General features: G+C 67.1%; 28 protein-coding genes. 19 read left to right on the top strand and 9 right to left on the bottom strand.

Annotated elements, in window-relative coordinates; genetic code table 11:
• Positions 1–64: 64 nt before the first annotated feature.
• Complete coding sequence (locus ACFY0K_RS00140; RefSeq protein WP_390637855.1) at positions 65–661, bottom strand: RNA polymerase sigma factor; 597 nt, start codon at positions 659–661, stop codon at positions 65–67.
• A 252-nt stretch (positions 662–913) separates the two neighbouring features.
• On the opposite strand from ACFY0K_RS00140, the gene ACFY0K_RS00135 reads away from it, so the two are divergent.
• The 5 genes from ACFY0K_RS00135 (at position 914) to ACFY0K_RS00115 (ending at position 5,236) form a co-directional block, all read left to right on the top strand.
• Positions 914–1,333 carry a GNAT family N-acetyltransferase gene (locus ACFY0K_RS00135; protein ID WP_390637854.1) on the top strand — a complete coding sequence of 140 codons (420 nt, stop codon included), beginning with the start codon at positions 914–916 and terminating at the stop codon, positions 1,331–1,333.
• Between the two features lie 338 nt (positions 1,334–1,671).
• Positions 1,672–3,009, top strand: a complete 1,338-nt coding sequence (locus tag ACFY0K_RS00130) for a hemolysin family protein (RefSeq protein WP_390637853.1) — start codon at positions 1,672–1,674, stop codon at positions 3,007–3,009.
• Positions 3,006–4,019, top strand: a complete 1,014-nt coding sequence (locus ACFY0K_RS00125) for a hemolysin family protein (RefSeq protein WP_351955722.1) — start codon at positions 3,006–3,008, stop codon at positions 4,017–4,019. The genes ACFY0K_RS00130 and ACFY0K_RS00125 overlap by 4 nt, the downstream gene beginning before the upstream one ends.
• Positions 4,020–4,098: 79 nt before the next feature.
• Positions 4,099–4,881, top strand: coding sequence for an SGNH/GDSL hydrolase family protein (locus ACFY0K_RS00120; protein WP_390637852.1), 783 nt, complete (start codon positions 4,099–4,101; stop codon positions 4,879–4,881).
• Between the two features lie 10 nt (positions 4,882–4,891).
• Complete coding sequence (locus ACFY0K_RS00115; RefSeq protein WP_351955724.1) at positions 4,892–5,236, top strand: DUF4326 domain-containing protein; 345 nt, start codon at positions 4,892–4,894, stop codon at positions 5,234–5,236.
• Between the two features lie 150 nt (positions 5,237–5,386).
• Here the strand turns inward: ACFY0K_RS00115 and xerC are convergent, their stop codons facing one another.
• On the bottom strand, positions 5,387–6,577 hold the full coding sequence (xerC, locus tag ACFY0K_RS00110; protein ID WP_390637851.1) for a tyrosine recombinase XerC: 1,191 nt from the start codon (positions 6,575–6,577) through the stop codon (positions 5,387–5,389).
• On the bottom strand, positions 6,570–7,061 hold the full coding sequence (locus ACFY0K_RS00105; RefSeq protein ID WP_390637850.1) for a helix-turn-helix domain-containing protein: 492 nt from the start codon (positions 7,059–7,061) through the stop codon (positions 6,570–6,572). Before ACFY0K_RS00105 ends, xerC begins: the two co-directional genes overlap by 8 nt.
• Positions 7,062–7,168: 107 nt before the next feature.
• On the opposite strand from ACFY0K_RS00105, the gene ACFY0K_RS00100 reads away from it, so the two are divergent.
• The 5 genes from ACFY0K_RS00100 to ACFY0K_RS00080 all read left to right on the top strand — a co-directional run bounded on the left by ACFY0K_RS00100 (position 7,169) and on the right by ACFY0K_RS00080 (position 11,524).
• Positions 7,169–7,390: a hypothetical protein gene (locus ACFY0K_RS00100; protein ID WP_390637849.1), complete on the top strand. Its 222-nt coding sequence runs from the start codon at positions 7,169–7,171 to the stop codon at positions 7,388–7,390.
• Positions 7,387–7,590: a DNA-binding protein gene (locus ACFY0K_RS00095; protein ID WP_390637848.1), complete on the top strand. Its 204-nt coding sequence runs from the start codon at positions 7,387–7,389 to the stop codon at positions 7,588–7,590. The genes ACFY0K_RS00100 and ACFY0K_RS00095 overlap by 4 nt, the downstream gene beginning before the upstream one ends.
• A 97-nt stretch (positions 7,591–7,687) precedes the next feature.
• On the top strand, positions 7,688–8,104 hold the full coding sequence (locus tag ACFY0K_RS00090) for a hypothetical protein (RefSeq protein WP_390637847.1): 417 nt from the start codon (positions 7,688–7,690) through the stop codon (positions 8,102–8,104).
• 230 nt (positions 8,105–8,334) lie between these two features.
• Complete coding sequence (locus ACFY0K_RS00085) at positions 8,335–10,656, top strand: AAA family ATPase (RefSeq protein WP_390637846.1); 2,322 nt, start codon at positions 8,335–8,337, stop codon at positions 10,654–10,656.
• Positions 10,657–11,053: 397 nt separating this feature from the next.
• Complete coding sequence (locus tag ACFY0K_RS00080) at positions 11,054–11,524, top strand: hypothetical protein (protein WP_390637845.1); 471 nt, start codon at positions 11,054–11,056, stop codon at positions 11,522–11,524.
• Between the two features lie 839 nt (positions 11,525–12,363).
• Here ACFY0K_RS00080 and ACFY0K_RS00075 read toward each other — a convergent pair.
• Together ACFY0K_RS00075 and ACFY0K_RS00070 are read right to left on the bottom strand one after the other, a co-directional pair.
• A complete protein-coding gene (locus ACFY0K_RS00075) occupies positions 12,364–13,275 on the bottom strand; it encodes a hypothetical protein (RefSeq protein ID WP_390637844.1) in 912 nt (303 codons plus the stop codon).
• 85 nt (positions 13,276–13,360) lie between these two features.
• Entirely contained in the window at positions 13,361–14,308 is a 948-nt protein-coding gene (locus ACFY0K_RS00070) for a hypothetical protein (RefSeq protein ID WP_390637843.1), read from the bottom strand.
• A gap of 445 nt (positions 14,309–14,753) precedes the next feature.
• Between ACFY0K_RS00070 and ACFY0K_RS00065 the strand changes: the two genes are divergently transcribed.
• Positions 14,754–14,897 carry a hypothetical protein gene (locus tag ACFY0K_RS00065; RefSeq protein WP_390637842.1) on the top strand — a complete coding sequence of 48 codons (144 nt, stop codon included), beginning with the start codon at positions 14,754–14,756 and terminating at the stop codon, positions 14,895–14,897.
• A 430-nt stretch (positions 14,898–15,327) separates the two neighbouring features.
• Here ACFY0K_RS00065 and ACFY0K_RS00060 read toward each other — a convergent pair whose 3' ends face one another.
• The 4 genes from ACFY0K_RS00060 to ACFY0K_RS00045 all read right to left on the bottom strand — a co-directional run bounded on the left by ACFY0K_RS00060 (position 15,328) and on the right by ACFY0K_RS00045 (position 17,721).
• Positions 15,328–15,738: a helix-turn-helix domain-containing protein gene (locus ACFY0K_RS00060; RefSeq protein WP_390638819.1), complete on the bottom strand. Its 411-nt coding sequence runs from the start codon at positions 15,736–15,738 to the stop codon at positions 15,328–15,330.
• A 266-nt stretch (positions 15,739–16,004) separates the two neighbouring features.
• Entirely contained in the window at positions 16,005–16,658 is a 654-nt protein-coding gene (locus ACFY0K_RS00055) for a class I SAM-dependent methyltransferase (protein ID WP_390637841.1), read from the bottom strand.
• Between the two features lie 78 nt (positions 16,659–16,736).
• Positions 16,737–17,237 carry a hypothetical protein gene (locus ACFY0K_RS00050; RefSeq protein ID WP_390637840.1) on the bottom strand — a complete coding sequence of 167 codons (501 nt, stop codon included), beginning with the start codon at positions 17,235–17,237 and terminating at the stop codon, positions 16,737–16,739.
• A gap of 94 nt (positions 17,238–17,331) precedes the next feature.
• Entirely contained in the window at positions 17,332–17,721 is a 390-nt protein-coding gene (locus tag ACFY0K_RS00045) for a DUF6415 family natural product biosynthesis protein (protein WP_390637839.1), read from the bottom strand.
• A 233-nt stretch (positions 17,722–17,954) separates the two neighbouring features.
• On the opposite strand from ACFY0K_RS00045, the gene ACFY0K_RS00040 reads away from it, so the two are divergent.
• The 8 genes from ACFY0K_RS00040 (at position 17,955) to ACFY0K_RS00005 (ending at position 23,733) form a co-directional block, all read left to right on the top strand.
• Positions 17,955–18,215 (top strand): hypothetical protein, encoded by a 261-nt coding sequence (locus tag ACFY0K_RS00040; protein WP_390637838.1) that lies wholly within the window; start codon positions 17,955–17,957, stop codon positions 18,213–18,215.
• Positions 18,187–18,714 carry a DUF6879 family protein gene (locus ACFY0K_RS00035; protein WP_390637837.1) on the top strand — a complete coding sequence of 176 codons (528 nt, stop codon included), beginning with the start codon at positions 18,187–18,189 and terminating at the stop codon, positions 18,712–18,714. Before ACFY0K_RS00040 ends, ACFY0K_RS00035 begins: the two co-directional genes overlap by 29 nt.
• A 24-nt stretch (positions 18,715–18,738) precedes the next feature.
• On the top strand, positions 18,739–19,593 hold the full coding sequence (locus ACFY0K_RS00030; protein WP_390637836.1) for a helix-turn-helix domain-containing protein: 855 nt from the start codon (positions 18,739–18,741) through the stop codon (positions 19,591–19,593).
• A 28-nt stretch (positions 19,594–19,621) separates the two neighbouring features.
• Positions 19,622–20,098: a hypothetical protein gene (locus ACFY0K_RS00025; RefSeq protein ID WP_390637835.1), complete on the top strand. Its 477-nt coding sequence runs from the start codon at positions 19,622–19,624 to the stop codon at positions 20,096–20,098.
• A gap of 92 nt (positions 20,099–20,190) precedes the next feature.
• The gene (locus ACFY0K_RS00020; RefSeq protein WP_390637834.1) at positions 20,191–21,093 is read left to right on the top strand and encodes a hypothetical protein; all 903 of its coding nucleotides are present in this window, start codon (positions 20,191–20,193) and stop codon (positions 21,091–21,093) included.
• A 733-nt stretch (positions 21,094–21,826) separates the two neighbouring features.
• On the top strand, positions 21,827–22,699 hold the full coding sequence (locus ACFY0K_RS00015) for a glycine-rich domain-containing protein (protein ID WP_390637833.1): 873 nt from the start codon (positions 21,827–21,829) through the stop codon (positions 22,697–22,699).
• Positions 22,700–22,892: 193 nt separating this feature from the next.
• Positions 22,893–23,150 (top strand): hypothetical protein, encoded by a 258-nt coding sequence (locus ACFY0K_RS00010; RefSeq protein WP_390637832.1) that lies wholly within the window; start codon positions 22,893–22,895, stop codon positions 23,148–23,150.
• A 10-nt stretch (positions 23,151–23,160) separates the two neighbouring features.
• Positions 23,161–23,733, top strand: coding sequence for a hypothetical protein (locus tag ACFY0K_RS00005; protein WP_390637831.1), 573 nt, complete (start codon positions 23,161–23,163; stop codon positions 23,731–23,733).
• Positions 23,734–23,777: the final 44 nt, after the last annotated feature.

Raw genomic sequence — 23,777 nt, 5'->3', positions numbered from 1 at the left:
GGCCTGGTTCCGGCGCACCGGAGCGGGCTCCGCCCACTCGGTCGCCGGTACGCGAACCGTCCGGTCAGCGTGCTCGCTCCGTGGCCTCGGCGTCCAGGCTCCGGCCCAGGCGCTGCAGACCGCGCCGGGCGTGACTCTTCACCGTACCCAGCGGCCAGCCGGTGACGTGGGCGATCTGCGTCTGCGTCAGGTCACCGTAGAACGCCAGCCACAGCACCCGCCGCTGGGCCTCGGGAAGCCGGCGCAGCTCACGGGTGACGTCCACGCGGTCCAGAACCGCGTCCTGGGTGCACGACGGATCCGGCGAGCGGGCCGGCTCGCGCGCCGCCGCCGCGGCGACGTCCGTGCGCCGGGTGCGGGCCGACAGCGCATCGGCGATCTTGCGCCGGGCGATGCCCACGAGCCAGGCGGGCAGCGGCCCACGGCCCGGACGGTAGCCATGGCGGCCGCGCCAGGCGGCGAGGAACACCGTCTGGGTGACGTCCTCGGCCTCCGCGCCGTCGCACAGCGACTGCCGCGCCAGGGACCGGACGAGGGGCGCCCAGCGACGGTAGACCGCCTCCAGACCGCCCTCGTCCCCGGCCGCGAAGCGCAGGGCCAGATCGTCGTCCGGGTCCGCCACGGGCCTGGGCGCGGCTTCGGTAACAGCCAATGCGGTCATCCGGTCGCTCCTTGTGCGGGATGGTCCCTGCCTCACCGCCACGCTCCGTCCGGCACGTCGGCGGGAGCAACTCGCATCGAGTCTGCATCGAGTCGTCCCCGCCCGCCGAGCCGCCCGGACATCGACCGACCACACGCGGCCCGGCGTGGCGGGCGGCCCCCCCTCCCGGAGTGGGCGTGCGCCGCGACGGTTCTCCGCCTTGACCGGCAAACCCGTTCGCCGGACGGGCGGGCACTCTGCTTGGGTCACCCCATGAGCGATCTCCGCATCCGTCACGCCGCCTTCTCGGACATCGACACCGTGCTGCGGTTCTGGCGTGACGCCGCAGAAGGAACGAGCATCAGCGACGACCACGACGGAGTGGCCGGGCTCATCGCACGAGACCCGGAGGCCCTGCTCCTGGCCCTACGCGACGACCTTCTCGTGGGTACCGTCATAGCCGGCTTCGACGGATGGCGTTGCTCCGCCTACCGACTGGCCGTCCATCCCGGCCTCCGTCGGCAAGGCATCGCCACCGCCCTGCTGCAAGCCGCGGAACAACGCTTCGCCGCCCTGGGCGGGCGACGCGTCGACGCCATGGTCCTGGAAGCCAACGGACGGGCCCACCACACATGGGCCGCGCGTGGCTACCTCCGCGAGGACCACTGGCGACGCTGGGTGAAGCCCCTCTAGGCCCAGGCGGCGGCACGCTTGCGGGCGCCAAGGCGGTCAGGGACCGGTTCGCCCGGCCGGGCGGCGGGCCGTGCGGAAACGCGGTCGCGTCGGCGCGCCACGAGACCGGCCACCATGCCTGGCGGGCCGCTGGGTACCTGCCGCAGGAGGGCGGCGAGTGAGGCCGGGCGGAGGGCACCGAGTCCCCGCTTTGCCGATCCTTTACCATTGAGGAGTCGACCGGTACCTCCATGAAAGGTGTGTGAGCGTCCCTCCATGGGCGAGCCTCCCAGTCCTGTCCGCAGGCAACGCCGCGCGGTCCCGACCGCGCTGTCCGACCATGGGACGGAGGTGACCCGATGACCGAAGTGCTCCTCCTGCTGGTGGCGATCCTGCTGTCGCTCGCCTGCGGTGCCTTCGTCGCGGCCGAGTTCTCGCTGACCACGGTCGAGCGCGGCGAGCTGGAGCGGGCCGCGCAGCGCGGCGAGCGCGGGGCGGCCGGCGCCCTCAAGGCCGTACGGAACCTGACGTTCCAGCTCTCGGGGGCGCAGCTCGGCATCACGGTCACCAACCTGGTGGTCGGCATGCTCGCCGAGCCCTCGATCGCCAAGTTGCTGGCCGGCCCGCTGGAAGCGGTGGGGATCGGGGCGTCGGTGGCGAGTTCGCTGGCGCTGGTGCTCGGCACCGCGCTGTCCACGGTGTTCCTGATGGTCGTCGGCGAGCTGGTGCCCAAGAACTGGGCGATCTCCTCGCCGCTGGCCGTGGCCAAGCGGGTGGGCAACGCCCAGCGCTGGTTCAGCGCGGCCTTCCGGCCCTTCATCACGCATCTGAACAACGCCGCGAACCGGCTGGTACGGCGCCTGGGAATCGAGCCCGCCGAGGAGCTGGCCTCCGCCCGCGGGCCCCAGGAGCTGGCCGCGCTGGCCCGGCACTCCGCCAAGCAGGGCGCGCTGGAGCCGGACACCGCGGAGCTGTTCGTGCGCACACTCAACCTGGCCGATCTCACGGCCGAGAACGTGATGACCCCGCGCGTCCAGGTCGTCGCCCTGGAGGTCAGGGCGACCTGCGAGGACGTGGCGAACGCGACCCGGGCGACCGGCCTGTCCCGCTTTCCGGTCTACCGGGACAGCCTGGACTCGGTCGTCGGCACCGCCCACATCAAGGACGTCCTGGCCATGCCCGCAGAGGAGCGGCCCCGGGTCCGGGTCGACCAGATGATGCGCGAACCCCTGCTGGTCCCCGAGTCCCTCACCGTCGACCGCCTCCTGGACCGCCTCGGCGGCCGGCGCACCATGGCCGTCGTCATCGACGAGTACGGCGGTACGGCCGGGGTCGCCACCCTGGAGGACATCGTCGAGGAGGTCGTCGGCGAGGTCCGCGACGAGCACGACCCGCACGAGACGCCCGACCTCGCCCCCGCCGGTGCCGACGCGTCCGGCCGCGCGCTCTACTCGGCGGACGGCGCGGCGCGCATGGACCAGCTCGCCCGCGTGGGCCTGCGGGCCCCCGAGGGGCCGTACGAGACGCTGGCCGGGCTGGTCGCGGCCGAGCTGGGCCGGATACCGGAGACCGGGGACAGTGTCGAGGTCGCCGGGTGGCGCCTGGACGTGGTGGACGCGTCGGGGCGTCGGGCGGCCCGGGTGCTGCTGCACGCGCCGCTCGCCGACGGGACGACGGAGCAGGAGGGGCAGCGGTGACCGCCGTTCAGCTGCTGATCGGTCTCGCGACGCTGGTCGTGAACGCCTTCTTCGTCGGCGCCGAGTTCGCGCTGATCTCCGTGCGCCGCTCCCAGATCGAGCCGCACGCGGAGGCAGGCGACCGGCGGGCCAGGAGCGTGCTGTGGGGCCTGGAGCACGTGTCCGCGCTGCTGGCCGCGGCCCAGCTCGGCATCACGCTGTGCACGCTGGTGCTGGGTGTGGTCGCCGAGCCCGCGATCGCGCATCTGCTGGAGCCGGTGTTCCACGCGGTCGGTGTGCCCACCAGCGCGGGCCATGCCGTGTCCTTCGTGATCGCCCTGTCGCTGGCGACCTACCTGCACATGCTGCTCGGCGAGATGGTGCCGAAGAACGTGGCGCTGGCCGAGCCGGTGCGCAGCGCCCTGCTCCTCGGGCCTCCCCTGGTCGCCCTGTCCCGGGCGCTGCGCCCGGTGATCTTCACGATCAACGCGTTCGCGAACGGCCTGCTCAAGCTGCTCCGGGTGGAGACCAGGGACGAGGTCTCGGCGACCTTCACGGACACCGAGCTCGCCGAGATCGTCAAGGACGCGAGTGAGGCGGGCCTGATCGACGACCGGGCGCAGGAGCGGCTGCACGACGCCCTGGAGCTCGGCCGCCGGCCGGTGCGGGACGTGGTGGTACCGCTGGAACGCGTCGTCTACGCGCGCGTCGGCGTCACCCCGGAGGAACTGGAACGGCTGTCGGCGGAGTCGGGCTTCTCCCGCTTCCCGGTGGTGGACGAGGGGCGGCGGATCGTCGGCTACCTGCACGTCAAGGACGCGCTGGACGCCTCGCCCAGGGACGAGGCGTTCCGGCTGCGGGACATGCGGCCGATCGCGCGGGTGCGGGAGGACACCCCGCTGGACGACGTGCTCACCGCGATGCGCGGCAGCCGTACCCACCTGGCGGGCGTGCTCGGCGACGACGGACGGCTGGCGGGACTGGTGACCATGGAGGACGTGCTGCGGGAGCTGTTCGGGCAGCACGCGTAGGCCGCACCGGCGGAGGAGTCGTCGCCGCAGGGAGTGACCGACCGGCGGGTATGCGCCTCGGGATACCATCTCTGTCGCCATGCAGAAGAACCCGGTGCTTCCCGCACTCTCCAGTCTGGTCGCGATCGGCGACTCCTTCACCGAGGGCATGTCGGACCTGCGGCCCGACGGCTCCTACCGCGGCTGGGCGGACCTCCTCGCCGCCCGGATGGCCGCCCGGACCCCCGGATTCCGCTACGCCAACCTCGCGGTGCGCGGCAAACTGATCGGGCAGATCGTCGAGGAGCAGGTGGACAGGGCGGTCGCGATGCGGCCCGACGTCATCACGCTGGTCGGCGGTCTCAACGACACGCTGCGCCCCAAGTGCGACATGGTCCGGGTCCGGGACCTGCTCACCGAGGCGGTGGAGCGGCTGGCGCCGGCCTGCGAGCAGCTGGTGCTGATGCGCAGCCCCGGCCGCCAGGGCCCGGTCCTGGAGCGGTTCCGGCCGCGCATGGAGGAGCTGTTCGCCGTCGTCGACGAGCTGGCCGAACGGCACGGTGCGCTGGTCGTCGACCTGTACGGCGCGCCCTCGCTGGCCGATCCCCGGATGTGGGACGTGGACCGGCTGCACCTGACGGCCGAGGGGCACCGCAGGGTCGCCGAGGCGGTCTGGCAGACCCTCGGCTACGAGCCCGAGGACACCGGATGGCGCACGCCGGTCCCGGCCACGCTGCCGCCCGGCTGGGTCGCGCGCCGCGTCGCGGACGCCCGCTTCACCCGGCAGCACCTGCTGCCGTGGATAGGCCGCCGCCTCACCGGCCGCTCCTCGGGCGACGGCCGCGCGCCGAAGCGCCCGGAGCTGCTGCCGTACGAGGCGTAGGGCGGCTCCCGTGCCCACCCGGGTGATCAACGTCAGGGGCCGCATCCACGAGTTCGGCCCCCGGCTGGAGCACGCCCCCGCGGACGTCGTCTACGTGGGCCGTCGCTGGACGATGGGCGGCTGGGACCTCCCCCGCCACCCCCTGTACAACCCCTTCGCCTACGACACCCCGAAGAAGAAGCGGGACGGCACCCGGGCCGAGGTGATGGCGATGTACCGGGCGTACCTGCTGGAGCGGCCCGAGCTGCTGGAACTGGTGGCCGGGCTGCGTGGGAAGACCCTGGCCTGCTGGTGCGCACCGGAGCCGTGCCACGCGGACGTGCTGGCGGAGCTGGCAGGCGTGCCGGAGCGGTGACGCGGCTCTCGTACGTTCGCACGAGCGGGCCCGCGGGGCTGGCCTGCAGGAATCGCCAGTAGAATCCCTACACTGTTCTACGTCGAGTGCGTAATTCCCAGGTCAAAGGCACTTTCTAGCGATCAACAAGTGATCGTTTCTCACAAACTCTCACACGACGCTTTCTGCATCCGTGCTGTGGAATGCATCCCAGGCTGTCGCAGCTGGGCGCAGATCGTCAACATTCGGGTGAACGTACTTGGCCTTGGTGAAGGCCGCGTTGGCGTGCCCGGCCCACGCGGCGAGGACGACGTCGGGGACTCCGTTCACCGCCAGGTAGGTCAGGCACGAGTGGCGGGCGTCGTACAACCGCACTCTGCGCAGCTCCAGCTCCCGCATGAGGCGATACGCCTTTTCTCGCAGGTGGCGGGTGTTCATCGGCCTGCCGAGGGCGTCGACCGCGGCGTACTCCGAGTCGGTGTACCCCTCGCCTGCGGCGAGCTTCTCGCGGGCCTGCCGCGCCTTGAACTTCTTCAGGGCATCCAGCGCTTTGGACGGCAGAGGCAGGACGCGTTCACCGGCCTCCGTCTTGGTGTCTTTCTCCAGCACCTGAACGTTGCCGATCATCGTCCGGGTGTTCGCCGTCTCCAGCGTGCCAAGCTTCAGGTCGATGTCCGACCACCGCAGGCCGCAAACTTCGGCGGGCCGCAGACCCATAAGGCTGAGCAGCATCGGCGCGTACAGCCGGTCCCGCTCGATGCCCCGGATGAACCGCTGCACCTCCTCGACGTTCCAGGGCTTCTCCCGCCTGCGCTCCCGCTTGTCGGCCTTCTTGTCCTGAAGCGCGACACGCACGTACTGGGCAGGGCTGACCGGGATCAGCTTGCGAACAACGGCACGCCCGAGAGCCTCGCGGAGGCGAGTCAGAACGCCCTCAACAGTCGACACTGCTAGCCGACCGCCGGCCACTCCACCCTTGCGCCGTCCGCTGGATACGAGACCGTCGATGAAGTCCTGAATGTGGTCCTCCGTCAGCTCCTGTAGACGGATGTGCCCGAGCTTGTCGTAGACATGCACCAGGGCAAGCCGGTACGTACGGATCGTCGTTTCCTCGACGTCGCGCCGCTTGTGCTCCAGCCACTCGTCGAGCCACTCCCCCAGGGTCATCTTGATCGGCGCGATGAACGTGCCGGCGTTCCGCTGGTGCTTGATCCGCGCATACTCGTCGCGCGCTTCTTTTACCGTGTCGTATGTGCAGGTCAGCTGCTTGCGCTTGCCGTTCTCATCGCGGCCGACGTCGATAACGAAGCGGTACCGGACAGCGCCGTTGCGCAACGCGATCTTCTTGATCGGGTCAGCCATCACTCTCCCTTCTAGGCGCTTCGCCCTGTTCATCGCGCAGGGCTGCGTTCGTCCGCTGAAGCCAACGCGCAGCTACCAGCGGTTGCCGTGACTTCGGCATCCATTGCAAAGCGCGTGCCATGTCGGCCACGTCCGTCGACGGCAGGAAGCCCACTCCGCCGATCCAGTCACGGGCCGCCCCCGCTGTCGCGCGCACTCCGGGAGCGATGCTGTATGGGGCATCATCGTCAAGCTCCGGCGCCACAAGTAGGTCCACCGGCTGTACGCCGAGCACGTATGCGAGGGCAAGCAGTTCTTCCGCATCGACGCGACGCTCACCGCGTTCGATGCGCCGCAGGCCGAGAATAGGAATCGGACGCCCGATCTCAGCGAGATCTTCGGACAGCTTCACGAAGGTGAGCCGCTGACCTTCGCGAATTCGCTTGATGTTGTGCATCAGCGTCTCGCCGACAGGACCGATGAGCGTCTTCTGCTTCTCCGCCATGACCACAGTCTGGCATCAAAATGATCGGAACACAAGGTGCACTTGATGCACTTGCGGATCGCAGGCGCACCGGTAATCATGGTGCCATGACACATCAGAATGAGCGTTTGCACGCTCAGATTGACGTCAACCTGATGCAGATTCCGGACCCCAAGAAGTCGCCCACGATCTCCGTACCTGCCGCCGCCCACCTCGCGGGCGTTGCCCGCCGGACCGGCTACGCCGCAGCCGAACGCGGCGAATGGCCCGTCATCCGCACCGGCCGCGCCGTACGCGTACGGACCCGCGACTTCCTGACGCAGTGCGGCTACCTGGCGGACGCCTCGTGAACACCGCACCGACCCTCGCCGAGATCCGTGAATGGCCCGCCACGGTGTCCACGGCCCAGGCGGCGACCGCACTCGGCTGCTCGCGCTCGTGGCTGTACGCGCGGGTCAAGAGAGGCGACGCACCCGTGCGGACGCTGGCCCACGGGCGCCGGGTGGTCGTCGTGACCGCCAGCCTCGTGCGCGTCCTGGAAACCCCCTGAAATGGCGAAGCCCCGGGCTCTCCCGCCCGGGGCCCTCTCGCCGCCATTCACCGCCCGATGAAAGGAGCTGGCACAAATAATGGTACAGAATTCCGCCTTGCTTGACAGCAGCTTCGACGATGCCGAGCCGCCGTTCCCCACGGTCCGCGTGTACGCGCTGCTTGACGACGCCGGGCGCCCCGTATACGTGGGCGTCACCACCCTCAACGAAGAAAACCGCGCGTACCGGCACTGGGTCCGCCGACACGATACGGACATCTGGCGCTGGAATCCCCGTCTCGCCGAGTGGTTGAGCAGCCTCGACGCCCCGCCGAGCGTTTTGCTCATCTACTCGGCGCCATACGACCAGCGTCATACCGCAGAGGGTGCGGCGGTGCTCGCGTACCGGCAGGCCGGGTACCTCCTGCCGCTGAACATCCGGATCGGGCAGCACTGGCCGGACGAGGCGCGCGCCCGGATCTCGGAGGGGATGCGGCGGCATCACGCGCAGCGGCGCGAACTCGCGTCGGCATGAAATTGCCCCCCGTGCACGCGCCGGTGTTACCAGCACCGGCGAAGCGCGGGGGGCCTCAACGCCACCAACGACAGCCCCCGGATCTTTGGCGGACACCAGGGCGGTCGTCGTATGAGAAAGGCGCGGTGCCCAGGATGGCACAGGCCGCAGGCGACGAGTCAACCTCGTCGTCAACCCCTCGCGAAGCGGAGGGGACGCTGTCCGGGACGGTGCTGCCGGGACTGGACGATATGCCGGACGGCCCGTACGGTCTGACCGCACGGATGTATTGGGACGCCGGCTGGCAGCCGCTGCCGCTCCCGGCGGGCAAGAAGTTTCCCCCGCCGAAAGGGTTCACCGGCAAGACGGCCTTCCACGAGACCCTCACCACCGAGCATGTAGCCGCGTGGAGCAGCAGCCGTCGACTCGGCAACATCGCGCTGCGTATGCCGAATGGTGCGGCCGCGATCGACGTGGACGCATACCTCAAGGGTGGCAAGGTCAAGGACGGCGAGAAGACCCTCCGTCAGCTCATCGAGACGTACGAGCCGATCCCCAAGACCGTCATGTCGACGGCCCGACCGGACAGCGTCGGTCAGCTGCTGTACCGGCTTCCCACCATCGACCACCCCGACTTCCCCGCCGAACTCGGCGGTATGCCGATCGTGCTGCCCGGCGTTCTCGGGCCTGGCATCGAAGCCATCCAGCACCACCACCGCTACTCCGTCGTATGGCCGTCCACCAACCCGGACGCAGACGGTGCGGTGTACCGCTGGTACCTCCCCGACGAGGACTACGACGGCGACGACTTCTGGGAGCACCGCATTCTGGCTCCCGAGGGTTACATCCCCCGCCTGGAGGATCTCCCGGAGCTTCCGGAGGCCTGGTGCCACATCGTCTCCCTCGGTAGCAAGGGAGGCGTGGTGCGGGCAGAGAGCGCCTCCCCGCTCGGCACCTATGAGATCCACCATCTCATGAACGACTGGGCCCAGAACGACGACCTGGACCCGCGCCTTACCGCCAACATCCTCGACACGTACCAGGCGGACGTGCGCCGCGGGAAAGCGCGCCACGACAGCTGCATGAAGGCGCTCACCTGGGCGTGCAAGGCGGGCGCTGCCGGGCTCATCGACCCCGGTATGGCCATCAGCACCCTGGAGTCGATGTTCGGCGCCGACACCCACGACCGGTACGTCCCCGGTGAGTTCGCCTCCATGCTTGCCTGGGCTGCTGCCAACGGCCCGACAGACGCCACTGCTTACCGAGCTAACTGGGACGAGCGCAAGGAGCGCCGGACGGGACCCGTCCCGAACACCGACGAAAGCGGCCTTTGGGCAGGTCAGGAGGTGGGCAGCAACGTCGTCAGCATCCCCGAGCAGCGCACGACTACGCCTGTCGACCAGGACATCCCCCCATTCACCGGTCGCACGCACAGGACGGTGGTCGGCTCCGACGGCCAGCCGTCCAGCGTCGCGACGGACGAGTACAAGGCCTACCTGGCGAAGTACCACGGCAGCCCGCGAGCGGAAGGGGAGACCAGGGTCCAGGCTGCGCCGCTTGCCGAGGAGAAGAAGGAAGACCGCTTCAAGTCGCTGGACTGGGACGAGGCGTTCGCCACCGACTTCACCAACATCGACTGGCTGCCCGGAAAGATCTGCGAGCGCGGCCAGCAGATCGCCGTCGTCGGATCCGGCAAGGTCGGCAAGTCAATGTTCATGTTCGACTGGATGTATCGGGCGATTACCGGCAAGACCTTCCTCGGCGACCAGCGTCGTCCGCCGGTGAAGGTGCTGTACCTCGACAAGGAGAACAGCCTCCGCGACATCGTGACCCGCATGAAGGCGCTGGGTGCAACCCCGGACGAGCTGCGCGACAACTTCGTGTACAAGCTCCACCCGTCGTTCACCGGCGGCCTGGACCAGGGTGGCACGGCCGTCATGGAGCTGTCCCAGATCGTCGACCAGGAGCGCCCCGACGTCATCGTCTTCGACACCGTCTCCCGCTTCATCGGCGGCAAGGAGAACGACTCTGACACCTGGATCCAGTTCTACCGCCAGGTTCACGCGAACCTGAAGAGACTCGGCATCGCCGGTATCCGCCTGGACCACATGGGCAAGGACGAGACCAAGGGCTCGCGCGGCTCCTCGGCGAAGTCCCAGGACGTCGACCACGTCTGGGAGATGACCAAAGTGGACGAGGCCCGCTCCATGGGCGCGAACGGGGCGGAGACGGTCACCACGGTGCTGTGCATGACCCGTACGCACACCCGCACCGGCATCGGCCCGGACGAGCTGAACGTCTCCCGCATCGGCGTGAAGTTCGGCGACATGTGGGCCGACGGTCAGACGAAGCACACCGTCCTGGACCGGGAGGCCGTCAAGGCGGCCAAGAGCAGCGTCCAGGCGTACGTGGACGAGCTGATCGACAACGGGGTCCCGAAGCTCGGCCGCGACAAGCTGAAGGCGTGGGCGGCGGAGAAGGGAATCGCTCTGCCGGGAAACAACGAGGCGATGGGGAAGATCGTGAAGGCGGTCGGTCACTACCACGCCGAGAAGGAATCGCTCGCTTCGTAACGTTAAGTCACCTGCCCTAACTGAATATCACCTGCCCACCTGCCCACCTGCCCACCTGCCCACCTGCCCAGGATCTGCCCATGGGCAGGTGGGCGGGTCCGTTTCTGGGGTGAAGATATGTCCGGTATCAGCTGCCCATTCCGATTCGTTCTTCGACCTGCCCAAACCTGTCCTGGGCAGGTGGGCAGATCAAGGAAACGGCAGGTCAGAGCCTGCCCACTACCTGCCCAATCTGCCCACCGACCGACCTGCCCACTGCCCACCGACTATGGAGGTGGGCAGGTGGGCAGGTGCGGGCGGACAGATGGGCGTCGAGAGTGTCCTCAGGGCCTGCCCGACGCCCGAAGGGTTCGCTTTTCGCCGACCTACACCACCATCCGGCGATACCCTCCCCGCCATGTCGACCGCCGTCATCGTCCTCGCCTCCATAGCCGCGCTCCTGGAGATCGTCGGCATCGTGATCACCGTGCAGGACATCCAGAAGGCCCGCCGCCGCATGGCCAACTACCTACAGCGCCCACGTCACGTGCATCTCTCCGCCGGCCTTTCCATCACCGCGACTCTGACCGCCAGCGGGGTCACCAGCAGTCAGAGCCCGGAGCGACGCCTTGATGCCCTCGAAGCCTGGCAGGGCGGCCTCCCCGATCAGCTGGAGCAGCGGGAAGACAGGTTGGCCAAGCGTCTGACGGAGCGGTTCGACGGCCAGCTGAAAGCCTCCGAGGACACCCTCGGCGACCAACTGGAAGGCCTGCGGGAGCTGGTGGCGGGCGAAGGAAGCTCCCCCTGGTTCTCGGACTACAAGGGCCCGCTCATCCTCACCGTGGGCGTCGTGGTCGGCCTCGCGGCAAATATCGTCGGGACCCTCTGACGGCCGACTGCCCGGACTCCCGCCGCTGCGCCGCCTGGAGGAGCAGAATGCGCCCGTGGATGAACTGTGGGTCGCACTCATAGCGGCGGGGGCAGCGGTGGCGGGCGCCGCCGTTGGAGGCTGGTTCGCCAGGAGCGCCGGCATACGACAGGCCGAGGCTGCGAAGCACGCTGGGGACCGGCAGGCGGACGCTCTGCTCCATACCGTGCAGGCCACCTTGAATGAGGAAAGGCGCTCACGCACGGAAGAACGGCGCAGACAGACGTACATCGCATTCCTGGAAGTTACGGACAACCTGTCCAGGGAGCCAGATTCCCTCGAACTCTTCCGGTCGATGAACGCGGCCATGGCCCAGGTGTCCATCGAAGGCCCCCAGCGCCTGGCGGTGGCAGCCCATGAATACGGTCAACATGCACGCACCTGGGATCGGGAGCGTGACCAACTTGAGGCTCTTACCTCAGCCCGGCTCTGGTATATCGAGTCGGTCCGCTCCGCCCTCGGTCTGTCGCAAGAGCCGCTGAGCCCGGTCCCGTTCGACCCGCTGGGGCCTTCGCGAAATCCGGGCGGTGGGCCAGCAACATAGGCAAGCTCCCTTCCCTGCGCGGGAAGGACCCTTTTGACAGAGCCTTGACTGAGGCACCCCGATGACGCCGTGCAGATGCAGAGGCACAACGAGAATTGTCGTGTCCGCTGTGTCGGTTGCCTCGGCGGCGAGATCCGGCATGCCCAGGTCAACGGCCATGCCGGACCTCCTCGCGGTGGGGGCGCTCGAAGAGCCGGCGAGGTCAGGGCATTCGAAAGCCCCCGCCAACGTGCCGAGGCTGCGGTATGCGGAGGGGTCAGCCCGAGTGGACCTGGCTGATCTTCGGCGTGAACGCGAGCGTGGGGCCCCAGGTGAACGCAACACCAGCTGGCAACTGGGCTTTTTCAACGTCGGCGCCCGAAGCGGCTATTTGATCCGGCCCGTCGAGCACCAGGTTGCACAGGCCGCACGCCAGAGACTCCGGGGCCAGCTGAGCACCGGTTTGGGTGGTACTGACGGGCCGGAGCTTGAGTCGCGCCTGTCCACCACACGCCGGGCACGTCGTTGTCACGAACAAGGCCAGTGCCAGTACATCGTCCTCGGCACCGTCCGCGCGGGCGGAGTAGAACGGGACGTTCACCGGTTCCACGTATTCCTTGAGAACTTGTTCCTTGGCCTTCTCTGGGAGCCCCTTGAACCGGTCATCGAAGAGGTGCCGAGCCTGCTTCATCCGGAGTTCGACGTCCCGCTGGATCTCGTTTCGCTGCCTGCTGACGGCCACGTCGACCGCGCTTGTCCAGCGACCCCAGAAGTCGTAGTCCGGGATGCCGAGGTGCTTCAGCATGGCCGTGATCACCTTGGCGAATGTCGGGATCTGAGTCTTCGACTCATCGCCCCCAGTAGCATGGACGGTGCCGTTACGCTGCTCGATCAGCATCTTCAGGTCGGTGTCGTACTTGCAGATGCCAAGGCTTTGCAGTCGGGTCAGAGCTTCCGAGGCGGTGATCGTGTAGATCTTGACCTTGCTCTGCGGGCCGATGTGTACCTTCCCGCTGGCGATGTACATCGGGTTCATCTTCACCAGAACCGCCTTGGCGAGACGCTCGATCGCGACTCCGGCGTGAAGGGCGAACTCGTCGTACTCGCCGCGGGCATGGTCGTCCATTGCCTTGTACGCGGTCTTCTTGGCGCCTTCGAATAGGCTTTCGAACCCGAGTGAATCGTCCATGGCTGGACGGTAGCGGTGCCTGTACTACAGGTGCGATCGTATTCCGAGCCCCAGCCCCGGCGGCGGACCGGGGCTTCGTGGCGGATCAGCGGGCGGAGGACACGTCCTCGTCACCACCACCATCGGGGAACTGGTGCCAAAGGGCTTCTTCGGCTTCGGTGAGCACTCTCTCTCCGTTCGTCTTGACAAGCGGCACCCGACCGTCCATGCCAGCGGAAGCCAACTCCTCAGGGGTCCTCAGGTCGAGGTCGCAGATGAAGCACACGAACCTCTGGGGGACTGCCTCGCCAGGCTTCCCACTTGTGATCAGGACCGGAGGGCCGGTGAGCAGCGCTCCGAGGTTGCCACAGGCCGGACACTCGCGTGGAAGGAGCACGGTTCGGCTATTAGGCCAGGTCAGAGCCACATTGACCGAGCGCTCCTTCAGGAGCGCCTCCATGGCTGTCTGGGGAAGGGCCTGGGCGCGTTGAGCCACTCGATAGCGTGCCTGCTCAATGAGCCTACTGAAGTGACGGGCAGCCTTCTCTCCAACCTCGCTCAAGGTCAGCTCCACCAGGCCATAGTGAGGCCCCCAGTAGTGCTCTGGGCCGGATCTGCCCCAGGCCGTCAGCAACGTTGTGCTCGTTCCCACGAACTTGGCCAGGGCGTCGAATGACCCATCATGCGCAGCCGTGAGATGAGCGACGCCGTTCCGTAGCTCGATCAGTCCGTCCAGCTCGGGGTCCTTGGTCTGCGGAAGAACGCCGAGACGCTTGAGTCGGGCGATGGCCGATGCCGCTCCGATGGTGCGGATCTTCTTGCTCTGCTCCAAGCCGGCGATCTGGAAGAGGGCGTCCTCGTTCCCGTTCCCCTTCGTCTCCAGCAGGAGGAAGGGGCTCTTCTGTGCCAGCACCGCCTTGGCGAGTCGCTCGATGCTGACGCCCGCGTGCAGGAGGAAGACCTCTTCGTCGTCCTTCGAGAGAGCGTCCAACGCAGACTGTGCGAACCGCCTGGCACCCGGGAACAGCTCGCCGAAGATCCTGTTGACATCCACACGGGGACGGTAACCGCCCCTGTAGTACAGGGCGATGGAATTTAAAAAGACCCGGCCCTAGGGCGAACCACACCCAGGAATTCCCCGGGGTCGGGGTTCGATCATGACCTTTGCGCCCAGTGTTGAGTCGCGCTGGAGGCGAAGGCATCGTAGGAGAACTGGATCACCTTCGCCGCGCCCATGGATCCGGAGGTGCGGAACCGGCTCCGTCCACGGCGGAGTGGCGATCAAGATCCTGATCTTCAAGATCACCATCCCCGTCACGTGCCATCGCCCTTTATGTCCGTTTATCCCCTAGTGAGGCGTCATGCTGCTCCACACCGTTCCACGCCGCCCCGTGTTCATTCCGTCCCCCGGAGAGACGGTCGAGATCCGCTGCTCGCCGGCCGCCTCGTTCACCCGTTCCCTCGTGACGGCCGTCGCGTCATGCAGGAACCCCCGCCTCGTGCGCGTCGCATTCCGATGGGCCGAGGACAATCCGACCCTCGACACGCCCGCCCGTGTGGGCGTCCGCGCCTCGGTCCGGATCTGGGCGGACGGCGGCGGGGCGGTGATGGTCCGCCCTCTCACCCCTGCGAGTGATCTCTGAATCTTTGTGACCTTTCGGCGTCCCACATGATCACGTCTTATCCGACTTCGTGATCCCGCCACCCTGCCAGACTCGGGTTGACCAGCGGCTTCGGGAGGGAAGGCACGATGTTCGTCAGGGGTGACATGCGGTGGGCCGCCTGGGCAGACGGTAAGTGGCACGAGATCGTCGAGGGCCCCGACTTCACCAACGAGCGCGCACTCCGTGCTGGTGCCTCGCGCTGGGCTCTGCGCCGCGACATCAAGGCTTCGGTGCGCCGTCTTCGGCCGGAGCCCGGGGAGGCGGCCGGCGCTTCTCCCACGTGCTTCCGGATCCGCTTCACAGGCCCCGGACTTGACCGTATCGTCTACCGGCCCCTGTGGGAGCAGCTTGCCCTGTTCCCGCTGGCCCTCGTCTGTCGCCCGAGAAAGTCTCTTCCGGCTCCTGAGTGTCACTCTGACGGCTGTTCGGGGTGATGGTGAGAGGCGCCTCCGAAGGGTGCCCTCCGTCTCGCTCGGGCCCGCCAGGCGTCCCGCTCCGCCCGGTCTTGCTCGGGGAGTTCGTCCTGCTCCGAGAGCCGTACGGTGGTGCGGTCGCCGTGGTCGCGCGGCCCTTCCGGGTGCTGGACGATCTCGTCCGCCCAGATGCCGGTGGGCCCGACAGCGGCGAACTCGATCCGGCCGCCGAGGGCTCGAACGTACGCCTCGACCACCGAGAAGCGCACGTTCGGGAAGTCTCGCTCGATCTGGCCGGGGCGTGCCTTCGAAACACCCATACGTCGGGCAACCTCCAGTTGCGACAGCCCCGACAGCTGACGAAGCTCGGCCAGGGTTACGCCTTGTGCAGTGTTTTCATCCGTCATACGCGTCACAATCTCAGCTGATCGTCGACCGGTGGCAGCCACAGTCACAGCGCCGCATGAGCAGTAGCCCCGAGCAGGGGGTAGCGGTACATGTTGTCCATCTGACGGCGCTGGACTGGAGATCTGCGTATCCCGGCCGACTAGCCAATGCGCACTCCGCCGACCTAGTGCGGTCGTCCGCCGCGGCGTCGTGCGCGGTCACGGCCGGGGCCTGGAGCCCGCCCGCCCCTACTGCATGGGGTGCTCGGGCCAAGCGGGAGCGGGACTCAGGCGCGAGCCTGGACGATGAGCGTGCCGATATGCCCAGCCTTCGGAGCCTCCACCACCGTCGCCTCGGCCGTGGCGAACCCCGCCCGGAGCAGATGCCGCTCCCACACCGCGGGCTTGTAGCTGTACCGGTAGGTGAACATGGCCTTCCCCGCGAACCCGCCCTTGTACATGCCCTGCGCCCCGTAGGCGCCCGGGATGGCCGGCGGCTGGGAGAACACGAACACGCCCCCCGGGACCAGGTGCTCGCGGACGAGCGGGAAGAGGCGGGACGGGTCGGTGAACCAGGCCGCCCCGAAGATCGAGTACACGGCGTCGTACCGGCCCTCGTCGGCGGCGAGCCAGTCCAGGACCTCGCCCTGCTCGATCCGGACACCGAGCGGCGACCACTTCTCGCCCGCGCGCTGCACCATGCGCGGCGACAGGTCGACGCCGATCGCCTTGACGCCCTGCTGTGCGAGGTGGGCCAGCGCGCGGCCGGTGCCGCAGCCGACCTCGAGGACGGACTCCGGGGCGCCCAGGAGTTCCCAGCCGGGGCCGTGGCCCGCGTACTGGGTCCAGCAGAACGAGGGCTCGGCGTCGTCCTTGAACGCCGACTCGGCGAAGGCGTCCCACAGTTCGGTCTCGGCGGCGATGTCGTGCGGTACGGGCACAGATGATCCTCTGGGTCGTCGGGATCCGGGAGCCCCCGCCCTCGGGGTGCTGTGAGGACGGGGGCGACTGTAGCCGGGTCAGTGGCTGTCGGGGACCTTGTCGTCGCACGGGGAGCAGTCGGTGCCGTCGATGGCCCACAGCTCCTCGTCGATCGCCCAGCCCTGGGAGCGGAGGAAGTCGCCCGTGCGCAGGCACAGGCCGTCGCGGCGGCGCTCGATGAACGGAGCGTGGTGCTTGAACCGGCCGCCGTTGTAGAGGCGGCAGATGCCCCACCAGATGGGTGTGTCGAGGATGAGCTGGTGGACGCCGATGTCGACGAGCTTGCCCACGCCGAGATGGACGTCGGGGTTCTCGATGGAGCCCATGACGTACATGACGGCGTTGCCGAGGATCCGTTCGGCCATGTCGCGGACCATGGTGTGATCGCGCAGGAGCAGGGCGACCTCGCGGTCCCACAGGCTCATGCCGGAGTCGAACACGTTGACAGTCAGCTCGGTGATGTGCGGAGCGACCGCGTTGAGGAGTTCCTGCGGGTCCCGCGTGAGAGTCCCGGTGGACTGTTCGAGTGTGACGGTCATTGACCTGCCCTTCTGGAGTGTCGTTGCCGTGCCGTGTGGTGCGACCCGCCCCGGCTGCTCGACCTGTCCAGGGTTGCGGAGCCGGGACGGGAGTTCAGGGGCGAGGTCGCTGGGCGCCGAGGTTCTCAAGGTGGTCGCACAGGGCCATCACGGACCGGGCAAGCTTCATCGCCACGGACATGCGCACGGGACGGTTGCCGCCGACGCCGAGGCGGAGTCGCATGCTGGCCTCCCGCGCGCCGGCGAGCGCGCACTCGCGCGGGATATCGCCCTTCGGGAAGCGGGCGGCCAGGGCCTCGATGGTGGGAATCAGCAGTTCGATCTGCCCACGCATCGCGATCCGCAGCGTCTCCAGGTCCTCGGCACTGATGGGTTTCGCGTCGAAGGCGAGGATCCGGGCCGCAGTGGATCGCATGGTGGCGATGTCCAGCGGAGCCTGATTCTGCTCTTCGGCCGTGGGCGGGTGGGCTGTAGCTTGCCTCATGTCGGCGCTCCTCAGCAGCGTTGGCCGCGCCCCGGGAGGCTCCGCCGCCTCGCCGGGGTTTCGTCGTACCTCCCGACGCTAGGAGTGCGCGCAGAGCAGCAGCCAGCAGTGTGCAGAACTGTGCAGGACATTCGATTTGTAGTGCAGGCTTGGCGAATTCGCTCTCTTGACCGCGATCTCCGAGAGAGTGATCGTGTTGCAGAAAAATGCACATCACGTCGAGGGAGGCAGCCGTGTCACTACAGTTCATCGGGATCGACCCGAACACCGGCGACGATGAGAGCCCCACCGTCTGGGTCGACCAGGACAAACAGGAACTCGTATTCCAGGGTTGGAAGCCCGACCCGGTGCTCGAAGCCGAATGTGCCGCGTTCACACTCCCCGGCCACGCCGTGGGTATCCCGGAGCACGAGGCTGTGATCAGGATCCCCGCCCGGATGGTGCCGATGATCAGGGAGGCGTGCGATGCCGTCGAGCGTTCCACCGATCGCTGAACTGATCGCAGGCTGCACCCACTCGGCGGTCCACCTCGAAATGCGTGACGGCTACGCGGTCGACAAGGAGCGGGACCAGTTCGAGGCGTGGCGGCAGGGCTTCCGCCATGACCCGGCCGACCGCGTCTCGTGGTGGCGGCCGTGGCTCGACCTGATGCAGGAGACCGTCGGCCGCGGTGTCGTCGTGCGCCGGGCCCGGATCGTGTCCGAACCCGTCAGCGAGTACATCCGGTTCGAGTACTCGGGGACCTTCACGAACGTCGCGGCCGGCGAGTTGGTGCGGTGGCTGCCTCGCCGCCGTGCGTCCGACATTGCCCTTCCCGGCAACGACTTCTGGCTCTTCGACGGCCGCCTGGTCCGGTGGAACCACTTCACCGGCGACGGCCACTCCGCTGGCCAGGAACTCTCCGACGACCCGGCCGCCGCCAAGCTGTGCGCCACCGCGTTCGATGAGGTGTGGGCGAGAGCCATCCCCCACGACCAGTACGAGATCAACTAGTAGAAAGCGCCGGTACGCCAGCTCATGCCCGTCTCCCCGTCCTCGTCTGCCCAGGCCGCGCGGAAGGCCGTTGCCGAGCGGCTGCGCGGTCTCCGCAAAGAGGCAGGGCTGACCATCACCGAGCTGGCGGACCGGTGCGGCTGGCATCACTCCAAGACGTCCCGCATCGAGAACGCGGTCACCGCGCCGACGGCCAACGACATCCGGCAGTGGTGTGCGGCCACCGGGGCGAAGTCCCAGGCACAGGACATCGTCGTGCAGTCGGTGAACGCCGAGTCGCTATACAGGGAGTGGCGTCACCAGACTCGGCGTGGGCTGACCCGCCTACAGGAAGAGACTGGCAAACTCTTCAGGAGTACAGAGCTCTTCCGGGTGTACTCGTCCACGCTGGTTCCCGGTCTCCTTCAGACTGAGGGCTATGCGGCGGGTGTCCTCGCAGCGTCCGCACGGTTCCGTCAGCTCCCTGACGACGACAGTGCCCAGGCCGCGCGGGCCAGGGTCGAACGCTCGCGGATCATTCACGACCCCGGGCGCCGCTTCGTCCTGGTCGTCGAAGAGTCCGTCTTGCACTGTCAGATGACCGACGTCGACTCCATGGCCGCGCAGCTCGGCTACTTGCTCACGGCTGGTGCGATCCCTACTGTGTCCCTCGGGATCATCCCGGCATCCGCGTGCATGCGCTCCCAGTGGCCCCGGGAGACGTTCCACGTGTACGACGACAAGCTCGTCTCGGTCGAGCTGGTGTCCGCCCGGATGCGGATCAACCAGCCTTCCGAGATTGACCTGTATGTCAGGGCCTTCGAAGAACTCCGCGGAATGGCCGTGTACGGCGCCGAGGCGCGGGCCCTGATCGTGAAGGCAATCGAGGCACTGCGCTGACCGGAGTGCCGGGGCTACCCTCCCCGGCATGACCGTCGCCGCTGTGACCCTAAACGTCGTCGCCGCCCTTCTAGAACTTGGCGGACTCGTATGGACCGTTCATGACATCCGTGGTGCCCGCCGACGCCTGTCGGACTACCTCCGCCGGCCCGGCAACATATACGCATCACTGGGCGTCGCCACGGAGGTATCCGTCGCGCTCACCTTGCGCCGGGCGAACCAGACACTTGAGGAGCGCGTCGATGATCTGGAGGCACAGCAGCGGAACCTTCCTGATGAGTTGAAGGCGCTGGAGAAGCGGATCATCGACCACTTGACAGGGGATTTCAGGGGCGCGCTGAAGGCCACTGAACAGACCCTCGACGACAAGCTCGTGGGGCTGAAGGACTACATAGCGGGTGCTGAGGAACGCTGGTGGATCTCGTACCGGGGGCCGGTCGTCCTGGCGGTGGGTGTCGTAGTCGGCCTGGCAGGCAACATCGTCTCTAGCCTGCCGACGTCGTGACCACGAGCGAACTTACAAGTGAAGCTCCGAGAAGGCCTGACCCCAACGCCAGTTCCCCGATACGCTGCCGCCCTTGAGCATAGGGGGGACATATGAATGATGACTCGAACGCGTTCTCTGATGCTGAGGCGCGTGACCGACGTCGACAGTTGGCCCGTGAAAAATTTGAACGTCAGACGGGGCGTCGGCGGGAGGAGAAAAGGCGATCACGGAACCAGGCAGCTGCCATCATGGGACTGCTGTCCGGGATTGTGGTAGGTGGCGTTCTGGTAGATCCGGGGGATCCTAGATCGATTCACGTGGACCCTCTTATGTTGTGGATCCTTTCGAGTTGCTTGATTGTTCCTTTAAGTGCCTTTGTGGCGTTGTGGTTCCATGAGCGCCGCAAATACATGAAGAATCAAAATGATACCTTCGATCAACGCATTGCCGCCGAACGCGAGTATCATGCAGAAGCGTTGGAGCAGTTGAGGCAGGCTGGCGAGCTGACAACGCTCATGCAATTGAATCAAGATCAGATTAAGACCTATCATGACATAGTCACCGAGCAAGCGGACAAGTCCTTCAAGTCCTCGCGCATCGCAATGGGGATCGGAATGCTGCTATTGGTCTGCGCAGCCATTGGAGGTGCCTGGGTGCCACTGGAACAGGTTCGCTGGTTCATTGGAGCGCTTGCTGCATTCAGTACTCTCCTCTCCGGATACCTGAGTCGCACCTACCTGACCTTGTACAAGGAAGCGATCGGGCAATTGAACCGATACTTCGATCAGCCGGTGTTGAATAGCTACTATCTCGCCGCCGAACGCCTTGTCGGAGACTTGAGTGAAGAGCATCAGGATGAAGTCCGGAAGCAAATCATCACTGAGATTCTCGCCAACGGCGCTAGGCGGGTAGTCGGCGCGGAGAAGTCGATAGATGCGAAGTCGAACCCTCGGCCGAAGAAGCGCGTACCGAAGCAGCAGGGCAGTTCTGTGAATGGTGCTTCGCAGGCCTAAAATCTAGCCGTACAGGAGGCAGCGTCCATGGTGGTCGATACCTTGGATGGCAAGTCTCCTGGTGATCCTGCAGGTGCCACTCTGTAGAAATTTAGAAGTGCAGTGGGCGTCGTCGATGCCCTTCTCTCCATTCGGGATGCTCGCTTGGAAGGTGCGATATCAGCTCTCCGCGGGGATGCTCCAGCATAGGGATCCACCCGGACGTCAGAGGTGTGTCATTTGTCTGAAATGTCGGAATCACTATTATTGCTCGGGGTGCATGAATATTAGGCGACCCTGCGCGGCTAGGATCAAAACGTTTCGAGGTAACTTGTCAACCTCTCGACAGGTGTTTAATTCTATGCGGTCTCTTCTTTGAAGCGTATTCGATGCTAGAATATGCACGGCGAAAGCGACTGCCTCGGACATTCGCGATCCCCTTCGGAGATCCGTCGGAAGCGAGGCGAATGTGACGGTTACGGGTCCTGCGTCGGCAACGCTGACAAATGTGGCCGCGTCGGCGAGCAGTGTGACGCTGATCAATGCAACCGGTCAGGCCAGGGGGCGGACGATCTATAACGATTCGACTGCTGTGCTCTACCTGAAGTACGGAGGCGGCGCCAGCGGCACGAGTCACACGGTTCAGCTCGCAGCGGGTGCGTACTACGAATTCCCGCAGCCCGTGTATTCCGGAATTGTCACCGGCATGTGGGCTTCGGCTACGGGCAATGCCCGAGTGACGGAGTGGTAACCGATGCCCCTCTACAACGCGCCCGGTTACCTGCCTGCCGGTGCCACGGTCGGCGGCAACCTCGTCGCCAGGATCCTGGATATCCAGACCTTCACGGCTTCCGGAACCTGGAACATGCCGACTGGCGCTGTGGCGATAACCGTCCTGATGATGGGTGGTGGTGGCGGTGGCGGGTCCGGTCGTCGTGGCGCTGCGGCCTCTGTTCGGTGCGGCGGAGGCGGAGGTGCTGGCGGTAACTACTTCCATAAGACGTTCCCGGCCAGCGTCTTGACGTCCTCGGTCAGCGTCACCATCGGCGCGGGCGGTACCGGCGGCGCGGCGGTCACCGTCAACGACACGAACGGGAACGCCGGAGTCGCCGGCGGAGCCTCGACGTTCGGTGCGTTCGCCCGTGTGGGAACGGCCGGTGCGGGGTCCGGCGGTACGACCTCCACGGGTACGGGTGGCGCGGCAGGTGTGGCCACCTCGGCGGGCGGCACCGGCGGCGCCGCCTCGACGACCGGCGGTGTCGGCAACACAGGTAACCCTGGCGTCGCGGGCGCTGCTGGCGGCGGTTCTGGTGGCGGCATCACCAGCGCTGATGTCGCGGGCAACGGCGGCACCGGTGGCGGTAACCAGGCCAACCAGAACGGCAACGCGGGTGTCGTCGACACCACGAACCCCACCACCCCGAGCAACCAAGCCGCGAATTCTGGTCTCCCCGGTGGAGGCGGCGGAGGTGGCGCCGCCTCCGTTACGACCGCAGCTCAGGCTGGCGCCAACGGGGCTTCGTACGGAGCAGCCGGTGGAGGTGGAGGCGCGTCGCTGAACGGCAACAACTCCGGTGCCGGGGGCACCGGCGGCGACGGTATCGCGATCGTCATCTCGTACTTCTGAGGAGCGCCATGGCAGTTGAACGATGGGTCGTCGTGCCGAACGACCCGGGCAACAAGACGATTGTCGGCGGAGCGTATCTGTGGGACGGCGAGTCCGTGTGGGCTCCGCCGGTATCTGGCGAGCTGCTGCGCGAAGCTGACGCCCTTATGGCTGGGTACGCCTACCCGCCGCCCGAGGGATCGGGGGAATGACCATGAACGAGTCGAGCACCGGCCCGGACTTCCGCGCACAGTACGAGGCGTCATCGCACGCTCTTGCTCTCGGGGCTTCCCGCGCCTACCTCCGTGCCCTCGCGGAGCACCAGGACGCTGCGCTTGGCGGCGACCCTGTCGCCCGCCGCGCCATCGCCGAGGCAGGTTCGCTGCTCGCTCTCGCAGCACCTGGGCTGGCGGAGCAGCAGCACACCGACCCGGCAGCCCGGCAGGAGTTCTCTCGCCGGTCCATCGCCTGAAGGAGTACACGTGATCACCGATCAGGACATCGAGCAGGCCGAGGCCCGCGTGGCCGAGATGCGGGAGCGGGGCGACCGCTTGAAGATGGCCAACCGTGAGGAGACCGCCGACGCCGTCCGGCTGGAGGTCGGACGCCTCACCGAGCTGAAGGAACGCAAGGCGGCGCAGGCCGAAGCGCTCAAGGCCCGCAAGGTTGCCGAACGCCCCCACCTGGCCGAGCTGAAGAAGATGAACGCCCAGTTGTCGGACTCCGCCGAGAAGGTCGACAAGGCGCGCCACGATGCCGCCGAGGCGCTGTCCCGGCTGATCTCCGCCGTGCGTCGCCACAACGGCTCCATCGGCGCGGTGTACGACCGTATGAAGGAGCTGGGCCTGCCCGCCGGGGACGAGGTGGTCGACCTCTATGACTCCGGCTACGGGAGTGCCGGCGTACTGCGGATCAGTGGCACCGCGTGGACGCCGCTCCCGGCGGACACTCTCACGATGTACGCCGTGACTCAGGTCATGGCGAACGCCTTCGGCCCCAAGCACCGGGACTGTCCTAAAGATTGTGTATGCCCCGGTGTGACCCGTCTGGCATGAGGTGTCCCCTCTGCTGGGAAGGATCACGGATGGGCATCAAGGAC

The organism is Streptomyces sp. NPDC001507 (genome assembly GCF_042894765.1).
GTDB lineage: Bacteria > Actinomycetota > Actinomycetes > Streptomycetales > Streptomycetaceae > Streptomyces.
This window is presented reverse-complemented; position numbering and strand designations above follow the sequence as displayed.